This is a genomic window from Streptomyces roseifaciens, assembly GCF_001445655.1.
GTDB lineage: Bacteria > Actinomycetota > Actinomycetes > Streptomycetales > Streptomycetaceae > Streptomyces > Streptomyces aureoversilis.
In genome coordinates this window covers 809,451-824,584 of sequence record NZ_LNBE01000002.1, presented here as the reverse complement: position 1 = coordinate 824,584, position 15,134 = coordinate 809,451, and the positions used below count along the sequence as shown (strand labels likewise).

Genomic DNA, 15,134 nt, shown 5'->3' with positions numbered 1-15,134 from the left:
GCGATCCGCCGGGCCCGCACCCCACGCCCCGGGCAATCACATCCACGGAAGAACACCTTCGCCCGCTCAGCAGCGGGGTGATGCACGCCGTACGCCCTAGTTCAACGCTGCGTGGCCAGCACCAAGACAGCACGGGAGTCAGCACCCGAGCGCCAGATCACTCCAATCACGACATTACTCCGCGCGGATTCCTAAATCGAGTTGAGTGATACGCCGGCGCCCGCAGGGCCCCCTCATGGGTGCTGCCCTCACACCCCGCCTCCGAAGTGTGGACCCCCACCACATAGGCCCCTGACCTGCCGCTTCCTGCCGTGTGGCGACGCGATGACGCGCCCCTCGCCCACCCGGAAGTGATGGCCATGGCTGCCCCTCCCCCACCCATCTCAACTCCCAACTCGATCCCCAGAATCGTCGTCGCGAGCCTCATAGGGACCACTATCGAGTGGTACGACAACCCATCCGGACAGGGCTAGGACCTGCGGTTTTCCTACTCGCGGGCCCAAAAGTCAGCACCGAACCAGCACGGTTTCCAAGCCCAACGTCCACTCCTGCCGCGTGTACGAGAGCCCGTGCCCCTGTGACAGTCACGGACCGATGCTCCTCCGGTGGATGCACCGCCACCGCTCGGGGCCGCTACGGTCTGGCTGACCTCCCCGTTCCCCGTGACCATGGGGTTTCGGTGACCGTCGTAGACGACGATGCCGAGATCCTCTGCCCTCCGGAAGAAACGGCCCGCGGTTCCCCGGTATCCGGGCGAGCCGGTCGACGACACCGTACCCGCCGGGAACCCGGGAGAGTGGGACACCCCCGCTGCCGGATTCCGGTCTGGGTGATCCTCCGCCGCCGTCCGTCTCAGGGCCCTCCGGCTGCAGAGTGCTGCCGTCAGCCGCGCTCTACACCGTGAACACCGGCAAGGACTCCAGGCCCCGCATAAGTCGTGTAAGCCGCCACCGGAATCCGTCAGGCGGGACCGCCAGGCGGAGCCCAGGAAACCGGGTCAGAAGTGCACGGAGGGCAATCTCTGCCTCGGCCAGGGCGAGAGGTGCTCCCAGGCAACGGTGGATTCCGTGACCGAATGCCAGGTGACCTCTGGCGTCGCGCTCGGCGTCGGGGCAGCCGGGAGCCGGATACCGGGCGGGGTCTCGATTCGCCGCTGCGGGCGAGATGAGCACCGGGACGCCGGCGGGGATTTCGGTATTGCCGAGTGCGATCGCTTCCGTGCTGTATCGAAAGGTGGCGATCCCGACCGGTGAGTCATAGCGCAGCAGTTCATCCAGCATGCTGTCGATCTGGGCGGGATTACTTCTTGCATTGCTGAGGAGGGTGGGGTGTTGGAGGAGTGCCAGGACGGCGTTGCCGATGAAGTTCGTGGTGGTTTCGTGACCGGCGACGAGGAGCAGGACGGCGAGAGAAACCAACTCGTCTTCGCTGAGCTGTTCGCCTTCCTCCCGGACGGTGATGAGGTCGTGCAGCAGGCTGTCGTCCGGAGTGCGGTGCTTGGCCTCGATGAGGTCGGCCATGTAGCCGGCCACGGCGTGGGAGGCTGCGTCGATCCGTTGGGGCTGCCCGGCGGCGAAGAGGTCGTTCGACCAGATCCGCACCTGGGACCGATCGCTCTCGGGCACGCCGAGCATCTGGCAGATCACCGTCACCGGCAGCGGGACGGCCAGACCGGTTACGAGGTCCGCCTCACCATTCTTCGGGAGAGCGTCGAGGAGGTGGTCGACGGTGTGCTGGATATACGGGCGCAAGCGGGCGACGGCGCCGGAGGTAAACGCTTTGGTCACCAAACGGCGCAGCCGGGTGTGCTCGGGCGGGTCGGTGGCGAGCATGGTGTGGGCCACCGCGGGGTGCAGGTTGCGGCCGGAGGTACGGCCGGCGAAGAACCGGGCGGTGTCCTTGGACAGGCGCGGGTCGGTGAAGGCTGTCTTCGCTTCGGCGTAGCCGGTCACGAGGTAGCTGGACCGGCTTCCGGAGCCGGTGACTACCTGGCTCACCGGGGCTGTCGCCCGGAGTTCGTCGTAGAAGGGGTAGGGGTTCTGGAGGAACTCCGGGGCCGACAGCGGGTCGCTCATGGTGTGGGAACGGCTTCCTTGTTTGGACAGTCTCGGTGGTGGTCGCGCGCACGACGTCGCTGTTGCGCATGGCTGGGCGACGAGCAGCAGCCATTCTGTCTCGGCTCGCAGGTTGCCTTCTCGTTCGTCCATGCGGAAGCGCCGTCTGTCCACCGGAGGGCAGCGTGCCCCCGGCCGGGACCAGGTTCCCCTGGTCCATCACCGTCCACGAAGGAGAGGTCGTGTGTCAGCTTGACCACCCGGTCCTTGCACGGATCGGCCTGCCCTCAGGTCAGGCCCCACACCTGGTAGTCCTCGGCGAGCAGATGCCCGGCGAGGTACGAGCCGTCCTGCCCCGTGATCGCGGTGATCAGCGCGCGCCCACGCGATGGTGCCCGGCGTGAACCGCAATCGTGCCCGATGTGAGAGAAGCCGGGATCGGTGGACCCACCACATGCGCCCGCCGGTCCCGGCACCGCCGTCGACGAGACTCGACTGGAAGAGTTGATCATCGAGGCGCAGACATCCCTGCCGTTCGAACTGCCCGACCTGGCGAACCGGTGCGCCTCGGCCCTCGGCCTGGGCACCGCGCTGATCTACCTCGTCGACCTGCAGCAACAGCTGCTCATCCCACTCGACGAGACCATGGAGCCGCTGCTGGTGGAGGGCTCGTTGGCCGGCTGGGCGTACCGCACGGTCACTCCGCGAGTGGACGACGCCGCCGACGACGTGATCATCTGGATGCCTCTGGTCGACGGTGCGGAGCGGCTGGGCGTGCTGGCGGTGCGGACCGCCTCGCTCGACGGGGTGCGGATGCGCCGCAGCCGCATGCTGGCATACCTGTTCGCCATGCTGATCACCTCCAAGCGCGCCTACAGCGACTGGCTCGCCGCCCGCGCCCGCACCGCGACCATGCGGTTGCCCACCGAGATGCTGCGGGCCTTCCTGCCGTCCCACACCATCGGCAGCAGCAGGTGCGTGTCGACCGCGGTCCTGGAACCGGCGTACGACGTCGTCGGTGACGCCTTCGACCACTCGGTCGTCAAGGACATCCTGCACACGATGATCCTCGACTCCATGGGTCACGATCTGAACTCCGGCCTCACCACGTCGGTCGCTATGGCGGCGGCGCGAAACGCCCGCCGCGGCGGAGGCGACCTGGCCGACATCGTCGGCTCCGTCGATCAGGCGCTCGCCCAGTGACTGCCCGACCATTTCTGCACCGGCGTGCTGTGCCGGCTCGACGCGCTCACCGGGGTGCTGCGCTGGGTCAACTGCGGTCACCCGCCGCCGCTGCTGATCCGTGGCGAGCGGGTGCTCGACGGGGCGCTGGACAGCCCCCCGCAGCCGCCGATCGGCCTGGCCGGCCAACTCGCCCCGGCGCCCCGGCAAGTCCACGAAACGACACTGGAACCGGGCGACTGCGTCCTGCTCTACAGCTTCCGTCCCGCCACGCGTGGCGCCGGGTCCACCCTCCTGCCAGTTCCTGGCCGTCTCGGCGAACGTCAATCGGCTCGCAGACGGCTTCGCCCCGGAGACGGTCCTTCCGCCTTTGCGTGAACCACCTTCTGCTGCCGGGCTTGTGACGTCTGCGGGGCCGGGGACGGCTTGCTCGTCGGGGTGGTGCGGGAAAGGATCGACGGGCCGTGTCGGCGCCAGTGGCCGGCGACGTACAAGAAAGACAAGGTGGGGGCGGGATGAGCGAGCACGGCCGACGGCGGCGTCACCGTACGGTGGACCGGGTCGCGTGGATCCTGGAGGCCGCCGCGCGGGAGCCGGGCGGGGTGACCGTGGCCGAGTTGGCGCGGACGGTCGGGGCGCCGGCGAGCTCGGTGCAGGACCTGGTCAACGGCCTTGCCGCGACCGGCTTTCTGCTGGAACAACGCGGGCGCTTCAGGCTCGGGCCCGCCCCGCATGTCCTCAACCTCATCGCGGGCCGGGTCGTCCCGCGGATCAGTCAGGCCGAGCTCGACGAGCTGAGCCGCGTCGCGGGTACCCCGGTGCTGCTCACGGTGCGGGTGGGGCTCGACGCCGTGCACCTCGCGCGCGGCGGCGAGGACGAGATCCCCCGCCTCCTGCCGCTTGCCGACGAGCACATGGCCCGGCCGCTGCTGCGCACCGCCGCGGGCCGGCTGCTGCTGGCCTTCACCGACGAGGCGGAGCGCCACGGGCTGCTCGACGAGCTCGCCCGCCATGACCCCGAGGCGGTCGCGGAGTTCCGCCGCGCCCTTCCGGCGATCCGCGCGTCGCGCATCAGCCGCAGCGAGGGTCTGGCCGATCCTGAGGTCAGCGCGCTCGCGATCCCCGTCACTGACGGCCCCGTCGTCACGGGCGCCCTCGTGCTGACGCACCGGCGTCGCGGCCGCTCGGAGCGGCTGCGCCTGGACCGGGCGGCGGCCCGGCTGCTCGCGCACATCCAGGAGAGGCGGACGTGACATCCGCATCGATTCACGGATATCCGTGAATCCGGGCACTCGTGCAGCGCTGGGAACGAGCATCCCGGCATGACTTCGCACACGCTGACCACGACCGAGACGATCTCGCCGACCTCTGTCGGCGAGATGCTCTCCCGGCTGCTGCACGCCCTTGGCGACCCCGATCCGGCCCGGGGAGCCGAGGACATCACCGTCGTCGGAGCCGATCCCCTGGTGCCCTCGGTGCACCGCCTCGCCGATGCCATGTCCGCCGCGATCGGTGTCTTCGGGCGGCAGACGGCGGCGGTCGGCGAACAGCGCGGTCACCAGCACCAGAAGGTGGAGGTGCAGGCCGGGGCCGCGATCGACCAGCTCATGGCCACGTATCACACGACGCTGTCGGGACGTCCGATCGGTGTCTTGCTCGACGATCCGGCGCTGCTCGGCAACAACGACTTCTACCGGGCGCGCGACGGCCGGTGGATCTTCATCATCACCACCTATCCGCATCTGCGGGACGCGGTCTGCTCCGTGCTCAGGTGCGGGCTCGACAAGGTGGGGATCGCGCAGGCCGCGGCCGACTGGGACGCCTTCACGCTGGAGGAGGCCATCTGCGCGCGGGGTGGCGTCGCCTGCGTCGTGCGCACCCGCGACGAGTGGCTCGCGCACCCCGCCGGGCGGTACGTGGCCCAGCGTCCGGTCGTCGAGATCGAACGCGTCGGTGACGGACCGGTCCGGCCGCTGGAGCCGATCGGTGAGGCCGATGAGGCGCTCGCGGGCGTACGGGTGCTCGATCTCACCCATGTCATCGCGGGTCCCGTCGCGGCGCGGCTCCTCGCCCAGTTCGGCGCCGACGTGCTGCACCTGACGCGTCCCGACCGCCCCGACCCGATCCCGATGATCGCGATGACCGGTGGCGGCAAGCGCAACGCCTACTGCGACCTGCGCGACGATCACGACCGTGCGGCCTTCCACGACGCGCTCCAGGAAGCGGACGTCTTCGTACACGCCTACCGGGGACTCGCCCGGCACGGGGCGTCGACCGAGGAACTCGTCCGGCGCCGCCCCGGACTCATCACCCTCGAATATCACGCCTGGGGTGCCGAAGGACCCTGGGGCGAACGCGGCGGGTTCGACCAACTCGCCTGCTCGGCAACCGGATTCGCCATCGAGGAGTGGACCGACCGGCCGTCGCTGCCGCCGACGTACCTGCTCAATGACTACCTCGCCGCCTACCTCGGGGCCGCCGCCGTGGCAACGGTCCTGCGCCGGCGTGCTACCGAGGGCGGCTCCTGGCGGATCCGCGTGACCTTGGCCGGGGTCTGCCACTGGGTGCAGGAACTCGGGCTGCTTGCACGGGAGGACGTACTCGACCTGCCCCGGCCCGGGCGCACGCCGTTCGCCGCGCTGTCGACCGCCGAGACCGACTTCGGCCCGCTCACCGAACCGGCGACACCGTTCGCGTACAGCGGGCGCACGGTCCCACAGGCCGGCCGACGTTCCCCGCTCGGGTCTGCCGCGCTCCAGTGGCGCTAGGCCACTTCTCCGGGTTCTCCGGGACCCGCCACTGCCGCGGTCCACGCACCTCCGTTCGCCCGCCCCACCCGATACCCCAGGAGGAACTGCAAGATGCCCGAGAAGCCGAGCGGCCCGTCCGGCCGCGGACTCCTCGCCGGAGTCCGCGTCATCGAACTGGCCAGCGTGATCATGGCCCCGTACGCCGCCAAGGAATTCGGCGACCTGGGCGCGGACGTGATCAAGGTCGAACCGCCCACGGGCGACATGACGCGCCACTACCCGCCACGGCGCCACCCCGGCATGGGCGGCCCGGCACTCAACCTGAACCGCAACAAGCGCAGCGCCGCCATCGACCTCAAGGCCCCGCACGGCCGCGACGCCCTGCTCGCCCTCCTGCGCACCGCCGACGTCTTCATCACCAACCTGCGCCCGCAGGCCCTGGAGAAGCTGCGCCTCGGCTACGACGAGGCCGCGGCCGTCAACCCCGGCCTGATCTACGCCAATGCCCAGGGCTTCCGCAGCGACAGCCGTTACGGCACGCACGCCGCCTACGACGACATCATCCAGGCGGCCAGCGGCCTGGTCTGGCTCAACCACCAGGTCTCCGGCCAACCGCACTACGTTCCCACCGTCCTCGCCGACAAGATCTGCGGCATGCAGATCGCCCAGTCGGTACTTGCCGCGCTGCACTACCGGGAGCACGGCGGCACCGGACAGCACATCGAGGTCCCGATGGCCGACACCATGCTCGCCTTCAACCTGGTCGAGCACCTGGGAGCGGCCGCCCTGGAGGCCGACGGAGCCTTCGGCTCGGCCCGCTCGCTCAGCCCGCAGCGCCGAGCCCTGCGCACCGCCGACGGCTGGATGTGCATCCTGCCGCACAGCGACCGCAACTGGCGGGACTTCACCGCCTTCGTGGGCCGCCCCGAACTGGCCGCCGATCCGCGCTTCTCCACCGGCCCCCACCGGGCCCGCAACGCCGACGCGTTCTATCCGCTGCTCGCGGAGCTGACGCCGCAGCACACCAGCGCCGAGTGGCAGGCGTTTTGCGACCGGGCGGGCATCGCCGCCGCCCCCGTGCTCGACCTGGCCTCCGCCGCCACCACCGCCTACGCCCAAGAGGGCGGCCTGCTGTACGAGGCCGAACACCCCACCGAGGGCCGCTACCGGGTCATCGGCCGCCCGGTGCGCTACTCGGCCGACCCGGAGCCGGAGCTGCGGCCCTGCCCGGGCATCGGCCAGCACACCGACGAGGTGCTCCGCGAAGCCGGCTTCGACCCTTCCCTGCTGCACCCCACGGGCTGACCGGTTTCCGTAACGAAGCTCCGTAACGCGAAGAAATGCATCAATCAATTCACCAACCCGGGAGCGAATGAGCCATGTCGCCTTCGACGCTTTCACCGACCTCGACGCTTTCACCGATCGCATTCCCCGATGTCGCCCTGCCCGAATCGGCCCGCAGGCTCCGCGCCGAGGTCCGCGCCTTTGTCGACGAGGAGCGCGCCCGCGGCACCGTGCTCGGCCGCCCCGACTCCTGGCTGGCCGGCTGGGACCCCGGCTTCAGCCGCCGCCTCGCCGAGCGCGGCTGGGTCGGCATGGCCCTGCCCACCGAGTACGGCGGCGCCGGCCGCGGTTTCCTGGACCGCTATGTGGTGATCGAGGAGCTGCTCGCCGCCGGAGCCCCGGTCAGCGCCCACTGGGTCTCCGACCGGCAGGCCGGCCCGTCCATCCTCCAGCACGGCACCGAGGAGCAGCGCCGTTTCTTCCTGCCCCGGATCGCCGCCGGGCAGTGCTTCTTCTCCATCGGCATGAGCGAGAAGAACAGCGGCTCCGACCTCGCCTCGGTCGCCACGCGCGCCGAACGCACCGCCGATGGCTGGCGGTTGACCGGCACCAAGATGTGGACCGGCGGCGCCCACGTCAACGACTACGCCATCGTCCTCGCCCGCACCGAAGACGCCGAGGACAAGCACGCAGGGCTCAGCCAGTTCATCGTCGACCTGCGCGCATCGGGCGTACGGGTCGAGCCGATCCACCTGATGAGCGGCGAGCACCGCTTCAACGCCGTCCACCTCGAAGGCGTCGACGTCCCCGACGGCATGCTGCTCGGGCAGCAGGGCGACGGCTGGAAGCAGGTCACCGGCGAACTCACCTTCGAACGCAGCGGCCCGGAACGCTACCTGTCCACCTTCCCCCTGCTGGTCTCCCTGCTCCGCGAACTGGAGCAGCAACCGGCCACGGCCGAACAGCTCGCTCAGGTCGGCATCCTGACGGCCCGTCTGCACAGCATCCGCCGACTGTCCCTCGGCGTGGCCGCGGCCCTGGACGCCGGACACTCGCCCGACACCCAGGCCGCCCTGGTCAAAGACCTCGGCACCCGCCTGGAGGGCGCGCTGGTCGACACCGTCCGCAGCATCCTGCCGACCCCGGCAGACCCGCACGCCACCCCCGGCAGCCACCCCGAACTGCTCGCCTTCGCCCTGCTGCACAGCCCCGGCTACACCCTGCGCGGCGGCACCAACGAAATCCTTCGCGGCATCATCACTCGAGGTCTGGAGCAGCACTGATGAACACCCACACGGTCGACACCGGCACCCCCTTCATCCCCGCGGACGCCTACGACACCGCTGCCTTCTACGCCGAAGCGGACGCCATCGCTATCGTCACCAACGCCACCGCCCCCGACGCCGTGGCCCTCCCCTCCGAGGACGCCTCCACCGCCGAACTCCTCGCCGCCGCCAGGGAAGCAGGACACCGCGCCGTCCCCGCCCCTCTCGCCGAGACCGCCCTGGTCGCCCGCCCCCTGCTGCGTTGCGTCGGCCTCCCTGTCCCGGACGGCCCGCTCAGCTACGCGATCGCCCCCGAGCTGACGATCCGTTACGCCCACCCGGCCGCCTCCGCCGTCGGCTCGGCCGGTTCCTCCGGGGACGACGACACCCTGCTGGTCACCGGCACTCTGCGCCGCGTCCCATGGGCCCGCTCCGCCACCGCGGTGGTCGTGCTGGCCACCGCCCCCTTCGGCCCTGTCCTGTTCACTCTCACACCCGACCAGGCCGTCCTCACCCCCGGCGGCAACCTCGCCGAGGAACCCCGCGACGACCTGTACCTTGCCACCCTTGAGATCCCCGCCTCGCGGGTCCGCCGGATCTCCCCCGAACTGCTCGACGAGGCCCGGCTCCGCGCGGCCCTGGCCCGCTCCGCCCTGATCGCCGGTGCCGCCGAACGCTGCGTCGACCTGACGGTCGCCCACACCACCGCCCGCACTCAGTTCGGCCGTCCGCTCAGTCACTTCCAGGCCGTCAAGCAGGAAGAAGCGCGGCTGATCGAGGAGACCGCCCTGGTCCGCACCGCCGTCCAGGCCGCCGCCCCGCTGGACTTCGGCGGCCCGGCCGCACACGTCGCCATCGCCGCCGCCAAGACCCAGGCCTCCGCCTCGGCCGCCGAGATCGCCCGCATCGCCCACCAACTCCACGGCGCCATCGGCATCACCCAGCTCAGCCCGCTCCACCTCGCCACCACCCGCCTGTGGTCCTGGCGCGACGAAGACGGTGACGAAACCTACTGGGCACGCCGCCTGGCCCGTCCCCTCACCGCCGCCGCCCTCTGGCCCACCCTCACCACCACACCCTGACCCCTCGCCCCCACGCCCTGCCTCGCCGCCGACCGGCCAAGACCGGCCGGCGGCTCAGCAGCTCTCCCCCGGCTCGGGGTGGTGTCACCGGGTTCGAAGGCATCGACAGACTGCCGATCAGGGCATAACCACCCCACTCTTTTTTGATCCCCTCAGAGGTCTGGCGGGTTTCCCGTCCGTACGACGGAGGCTCATCGAGACTTCGCCGACCACGCGCGACATACCCCACCCCCGAGCAGCAAGAACTGGGAGCAGAAACCCCGGTCCCGATCGGCTGCGGCGTCTCCACCATCAGGTTGGAGAGAGCCGCTGCATAGACCGAGACCGGGATCAGCACTACCACGAGTCAACGATCAGAGGGGAGTTCGTCTCATCCCGCCGTCCCTTGGGCCGGACAAAGGCCACGGTCAATGAGAAAGGGGCAGGCGAAATGCGAGCCTACAGGACACCGGCCCGGGCGAATTCGGCCGCCAGAAAGATGGGGGCGCCGTCCGGGCGAGCCGCGCGGATCGACCGCAGGGCCGCCCAGGTGTGGTCGATGCCCTTGCGCCGTCGGACAACGCCCCAGAGCCGGTCGTCACCGACCGAGTAACAGCCGTGGAAATAGGTGATCCCGTGGGTGCGGCGATAAGTGGCCGACAGCCGGTCCGGGCGGCCGGTGCCCAGCACGAGCCGCCGGTCGGACGGATACCGAGCGGCCGAACTCGTCGAAAGCAAAGGTGCGGTCCGGCCGCTCGTTGATCGCGTACTCGATCCGGTCCAGCTTCACGTCGAAGTCCGGGTCCGGGGATTCCTTCCAGGTCTTGGTCCGCTGGAAGGAGATCCCGCGGCGGACGAGCAGGCCCAGCATGGTCGGACGAGTGGTGGCCGTCTCGGCGACGAAGTCCTCGTCGTCACGGTTGAGCAGGCGGGGACGGCCTCCCGCCCACCGAGGGTCCAGACAGGCCAGCCCCATCTCGTTGAAGCTGTGGATCACGTCCCGGACGGTGTCCTCGTCCGCCTGGACCAGACGCGCGATGACCGGGACGGTGTTCCCGCCGGTCGAAGCCAGCAGCAGCATCGCCCGCCGGAACCGCACCGCACTCGTAGTGCCCAGCCGCACGATCCGCTGCAGTTTCTGCCCCTCCTGCTCGGTCAACCGACGAACCCTGACCAGTGCCGCCATCCCCGCCCCTCGCTGGCCGTTGCTTCCTACCAGCACAACGAGCAACCCGGCGAACCAATGCGGTCACAGCACTAGGAGCCGCCACCGCTCCGCCTTATCCGCATCCGGACGCGACCATCCACTCCCGGCAATCGATTACCGCGGCGCGTCCGGCAGATGTGCTCGCCGAGCCGAAGCCGACACACGTACTTGTACTTGTCGCCGAGCTGTATCCCAGCTTGCCGGGACCCGGCCTGATGGAGGTCCGGTAGATTCGACGGACAGCTGATCGGCAAGGGGAGCGGCCGGGTGCCGCGCGTTGGACAGGGGGCCGGGGGGTGCGGAGCGGACAGGGGCAGGACCGCCGCCGGGAAGCGTTGCTGGAGTGCTGGCGCGCTATCGAGCTGTTCGGACCGCCGAGCATCCCGGCGTTGCCCCGGCGGCGCTCCGCCGCACGGTCCGGCCCGAGGGACGAGTACGTCGTCGACCTGACGCCGCTGCCGGGACGGATACCACCGCACCTGCCGTGGGATGCCGACCACCCGGAGACGGGCGCGCCCCGGGCGCCGTACGGCCGGATGTGGCGGCACGAAATCTACTGCGGGGTCTTCGATCTGGAGCTGCTCCGTCAGGCGATGATCGCGGTGTTGCCCGCGGGGACTGATCCGGATCCCGGTGTGCCGCAGTCCGAGCTGACGTTGCCGGGCCAGAGCGCGATGTTCGCCCTGGTCCTGGACGATCAGGGGCGACCGGTCGAGGACACGTCCGTGATCTCCGCCTGTGCCTGGGCGACCGGCCGCCTGTTCGATCCGGGACCCTCCGCGCCGGGCTGGCTGGACGGTTTCGAGGACCTCGACGACGCGTTCGGCACGGCGATCGACGAGCTGACGGCCACCGCGATTCCCTACGGCTCCGCCGCCCCGCCTCACGGCACGGCGTACGGGCAGCGGCCCGGCTCCGGCCGTGGGCCGGGAACTGCGGCCGGGGCCGGGGCCGGCCGCGTGAGCTGGCAGCGACTGCTCGGCGAGATCCTGGGCGAAGCCGCAGTCGGCGCGGTCGGGGCCCTGTTCGGCGAGGTCGTCGGCGCCGTCCTGCAGGGCGCGGCTGAACCCCTGGTGCGCCGCGCCGCCGACTGGGCAGCGGCCCGCCGGCCCGCCGGGGACCATGCCGAGTCCGGGCATCCGGAGGGTGGCGGGAGTGTTCCCGAGCGGGCGCCGGCCGACCCTGCGGACATGCCGGAGGCGCACAGGGGTGGCTCTGGTCCCCGCGCGCTCACGCTCGCCGATCTCGTCGCCCTGACCGCGCAGATCGCCGACCTGTGCGGGGTGCAGGACCATCTGCGGCCCCAGGTGATCAGGGTGCGGAGCAGGCTGGTCCACCGGCCTCGGGACCCACAGGCGAAGGTCGCCGCCGCAGCGCCTTTCCTCAACAGCCTGCTCCCTCCGGATCTCGCCCGGGTCGCCGGGGCCCTCGGCAAGGGGGTCGGCCCGGCACTGGACGCGTATCTGACCGAGCACGATGCCATTGCCGTGGGGATGCGGACTGATGTGCGCCAGGAGCGGGGAGTCGTCCTGACCGGGGTGAGTCCGGAGCTGGTTCCGCCGGGGCGGTGGCCCGCACCAGCGCGGTTCCCGCTCGCGCTGAGCCAGCAGTTCGCGGTCGACCGGATGCTCGCCGACCGCACAGGCACCGAAGGGGGGATGTTCTCCGTGAACGGCCCGCCCGGCACGGGCAAGACGACGATGTTGCGCGACCTGGTCGCCGCGCTGGTGGTCGAGCGGGCAGCGGTGTTGGCGACGTTCGACCGGCCCGCACAGGCATTTAACGGTCCGGCGTGGCGAGGCAAGGACCGGCAGGGCAAACACGCGCGATTCGTGTCGCGGCTCGACCCTCGGCTGACCGGGTTCGAGATCGTGGTCGCCTCCTCCAACAACGGCGCGGTCGAGAACATCACCGCCGAGCTGCCCGGCATCGGCGCGCTCGGTGAGCACTGGCACGGCGGCCCCGACCATTTCTCCGACCTCGCCTCCGCCCTCCTCGGCGGCCAAGCGTGGGGCCTGGTCGCGGCGGTGCTCGGGAACAAGGCCAACCGCAAGGAGTTCGGCGACCGGTTCTGGTGGGGCCGGCTGCCGGAGAAGGAGGCTGCCGCCCGGTCCGCAGCAGGACTGCCACCACTGCGCGGCATGCAGGCTGTCCTGAGTGACTGGATCCCGCCGAGGACTCCGCCCGGCAGCCGGCGCCCCGCCGCCCCGGCGGACCGGGACGCGGCGAACCGGGACTCGGCGGCCGGGCCCGCCGAGCCCGTGCCGTCGTGGACCGCCGCCGTCGCCGCGTTCCGCACCGCCCAGGCCGAGGTCGAGCGCCTGCGTACCGAGCGTGCCCGGCTGGCCTCGGCGCTGATAGCCGTCGAGTCTCCGTCGACCGGGCAGCGGATCGCGGACCTGGAAGCCGCCGTGTTCCGCACAGACCAGCAGGTCACCGCCGCGACGTCCGCCCTGGAACGGGCCACCGTCGCCACCGGCGCGGCCCGGAGTGCCACCGCGGCGGCCGAAGCCGGACACCGGGCGGCCACCGAGCGCGTACCACGAGCCCGGCAGGAGCTTGCCGCCGCCCGTGCGGACCTGTCGGCCGCTCGTGAGCTGGCCGCGCACCACCGCGAGTACGTCACGGTGCTCACCGCACGCCAGGACACACCGCCTACCGCCAAGCGGGGCCTGCGCGGCGGACTACGGCACCTGTTTCAGAGCTCCGCCAACCGGCAGGCCGCCGAAGAGCAGCAAGAGCGTGCCCGGGCCGAGAACGCGCAATTGCTCGTCCAGCAGCGCGCCGCCCTTGACGACTCCCTGGAGCAGGTCGCCGCAGCCGTACGCGCCGAATCTCTGGCCGAGGGCCGGAACTCCCGGTCCGCCATCGCCGTCGACGAGGCCGCCGCCGGCCTCACCGCCGCCCTCGCGCACGAACAGACCACGCGCGCCCGGCAGGCCGCGGCAGACACCGCACTGCGGCGGGCCCGGCAGGCCGCTGAAGCAGCCCGCCACGACCTGCGGGCCGCCATAACCGAGCTCAACGAACGCCACCACGAACTGCAACAGGCGGCTCGGAGCCTGCCCTCACTGCCGCTCGACTGGCTCCACCTCGACGAAGCCGACCAGGAACTCGGCTCCCCCTGGTCCGACGAGGCGTGGTCCACCGCGCGCAGCGACCTGTTCCTGCGCGCCCTCGACCTGCACCGCGCCTTCGTGGCCGGGGCTGCGAAGAGGGTCCGCGGCAATCTCCAGGTCCTGATGGAGCTGATGGCGGGAAACAGTGGACCCCTGCCCGACGAAGAGGTCGAGCATGCCTGGCAGACTCTCTTCCTCATGGTGCCCGTCGTCTCCACCACGTTCTCCTCCGTCGGCAGCATGTTCGCGCGTCTCGGCCGGGAGTCGATCGGCTGGCTGCTCGTAGACGAGGCCGGGCAGGCCACCCCGCAGGCCGCCGTGGGCGCACTGTGGCGCGCCCGCCGTGCCGTTCTGGTCGGCGATCCTCTCCAGCTCGAGCCCGTCGTCACCATGCCCACCGCTCTGCAACGCCGGCTGCTGCGCGCCTACGGCGTCGACGAGCGGTGGCTGCCCTCGGCCACCTCGGCCCAGGCCGTGGCCGACCGGTCCAACCGCTACGGCACCTACCTGCCGGCCCCGGACGGGGACGACGACCACGTCTGGGTGGGTTCACCGCTGCGAGTCCACCGCCGCTGCGAAGAACCGATGTTCACCGTCAGCAATGAGGTCGCGTACGACGGCCTCATGGTCTACGGCACCGCGCAACAGGCGTTCCCCGACGGGGAACGGGGCGGGCTGCTGCCCAGCCGCTGGCTCAACACAGACGACCCCGCCCGCCCGGCTGACGCCCCGTGGGGCGAACGCGACCGCCGTGCCTTCGAGTTCGTCCTCGGCCTTCTGGACCGGCACGGCGTCGGCGTCGAGCGCGTACGCGTCATCGCCCCGTTCCGGGCCCTCGTCGCCGAGTGCAAGAAGGTCTGCCGCGGCCGTGAAGGCTGGACCGCTGAACTCCTCGACGACCGCTGCGCCACCGTCCACCGAGCACAAGGCAAGGAAGCCGACGTCGTCATCCTCATACTCGGCGGAGGCCGTCCCGGGGCCCGCGAGTGGGCGGCCCGCACCCCCCATCTGCTCAACGTCGCCGCGAGCCGTGCCAAGCGCCGCCTCTACGTCATCGGTGAGCGCAGCTTGTGGGCCCCGCTCCCCCATTTCGACGTCCTCGCCCGCGAACTGGTGGAATTCAACCACCTGCGTGACCGCGCATCCTGGCCGCCGGCGGCCAATGACCAGGACTAGGTGGAACGGCTCCGGGGTGAGTTGACGGAGTTCGTT

Annotated in this window: 9 protein-coding genes and 2 pseudogenes; 8 read left to right on the top strand and 3 right to left on the bottom strand. The window is 71.0% G+C overall.

Translation table 11 applies throughout. The annotated features are described in order from the left end of the window. Positions 1 to 893 precede the first annotated feature (893 nt). Both AS857_RS05200 and AS857_RS41015 read right to left on the bottom strand, forming a co-directional pair. The gene (locus AS857_RS05200; RefSeq protein ID WP_058041905.1) at positions 894 to 2,075 is read right to left on the bottom strand and encodes a cytochrome P450 family protein; all 1,182 of its coding nucleotides are present in this window, start codon (positions 2,073 to 2,075) and stop codon (positions 894 to 896) included. 197 nt (positions 2,076 to 2,272) lie between these two features. Then, positions 2,273 to 2,476, bottom strand: a pseudogene (locus AS857_RS41015) (GDP-mannose 4,6-dehydratase); the annotation flags it as partial. A 19-nt stretch (positions 2,477 to 2,495) separates the two neighbouring features. On the opposite strand from AS857_RS41015, the gene AS857_RS05195 reads away from it, so the two are divergent. From AS857_RS05195 to AS857_RS41825, 7 genes are all read left to right on the top strand, one after another. Next, a complete protein-coding gene (locus tag AS857_RS05195) occupies positions 2,496 to 3,257 on the top strand; it encodes a hypothetical protein (RefSeq protein WP_245699583.1) in 762 nt (253 codons plus the stop codon). After that, positions 3,258 to 3,614, top strand: coding sequence for a PP2C family protein-serine/threonine phosphatase (locus tag AS857_RS41010; protein ID WP_275477349.1), 357 nt, complete (start codon positions 3,258 to 3,260; stop codon positions 3,612 to 3,614). A 137-nt stretch (positions 3,615 to 3,751) separates the two neighbouring features. Then, a complete protein-coding gene (locus AS857_RS05190) occupies positions 3,752 to 4,489 on the top strand; it encodes a helix-turn-helix domain-containing protein (protein ID WP_063804158.1) in 738 nt (245 codons plus the stop codon). A 69-nt stretch (positions 4,490 to 4,558) separates the two neighbouring features. Continuing rightward, entirely contained in the window at positions 4,559 to 6,004 is a 1,446-nt protein-coding gene (locus tag AS857_RS05185; RefSeq protein ID WP_058041903.1) for a CoA transferase, read from the top strand. 93 nt (positions 6,005 to 6,097) lie between these two features. Then, positions 6,098 to 7,291 carry a CaiB/BaiF CoA transferase family protein gene (locus AS857_RS05180; protein WP_058041902.1) on the top strand — a complete coding sequence of 398 codons (1,194 nt, stop codon included), beginning with the start codon at positions 6,098 to 6,100 and terminating at the stop codon, positions 7,289 to 7,291. Between the two features lie 74 nt (positions 7,292 to 7,365). Beyond that, positions 7,366 to 8,553: an acyl-CoA dehydrogenase family protein gene (locus AS857_RS05175; protein WP_058041901.1), complete on the top strand. Its 1,188-nt coding sequence runs from the start codon at positions 7,366 to 7,368 to the stop codon at positions 8,551 to 8,553. Then, positions 8,553 to 9,617: an acyl-CoA dehydrogenase family protein gene (locus tag AS857_RS41825; RefSeq protein WP_058041900.1), complete on the top strand. Its 1,065-nt coding sequence runs from the start codon at positions 8,553 to 8,555 to the stop codon at positions 9,615 to 9,617. Before AS857_RS05175 ends, AS857_RS41825 begins: the two co-directional genes overlap by 1 nt. 471 nt (positions 9,618 to 10,088) lie before the next feature. Here the strand turns inward: AS857_RS41825 and AS857_RS05165 are convergent. Continuing rightward, a pseudogene (locus AS857_RS05165) lies at positions 10,089 to 10,782 on the bottom strand (helix-turn-helix domain-containing protein); the annotation flags it as partial. 317 nt (positions 10,783 to 11,099) lie between these two features. On the opposite strand from AS857_RS05165, the gene AS857_RS41820 reads away from it, so the two are divergent. After that, positions 11,100 to 15,098 (top strand): DEAD/DEAH box helicase, encoded by a 3,999-nt coding sequence (locus AS857_RS41820; RefSeq protein WP_144440725.1) that lies wholly within the window; start codon positions 11,100 to 11,102, stop codon positions 15,096 to 15,098. The last annotated feature ends 36 nt before the right edge of the window (positions 15,099 to 15,134 follow it).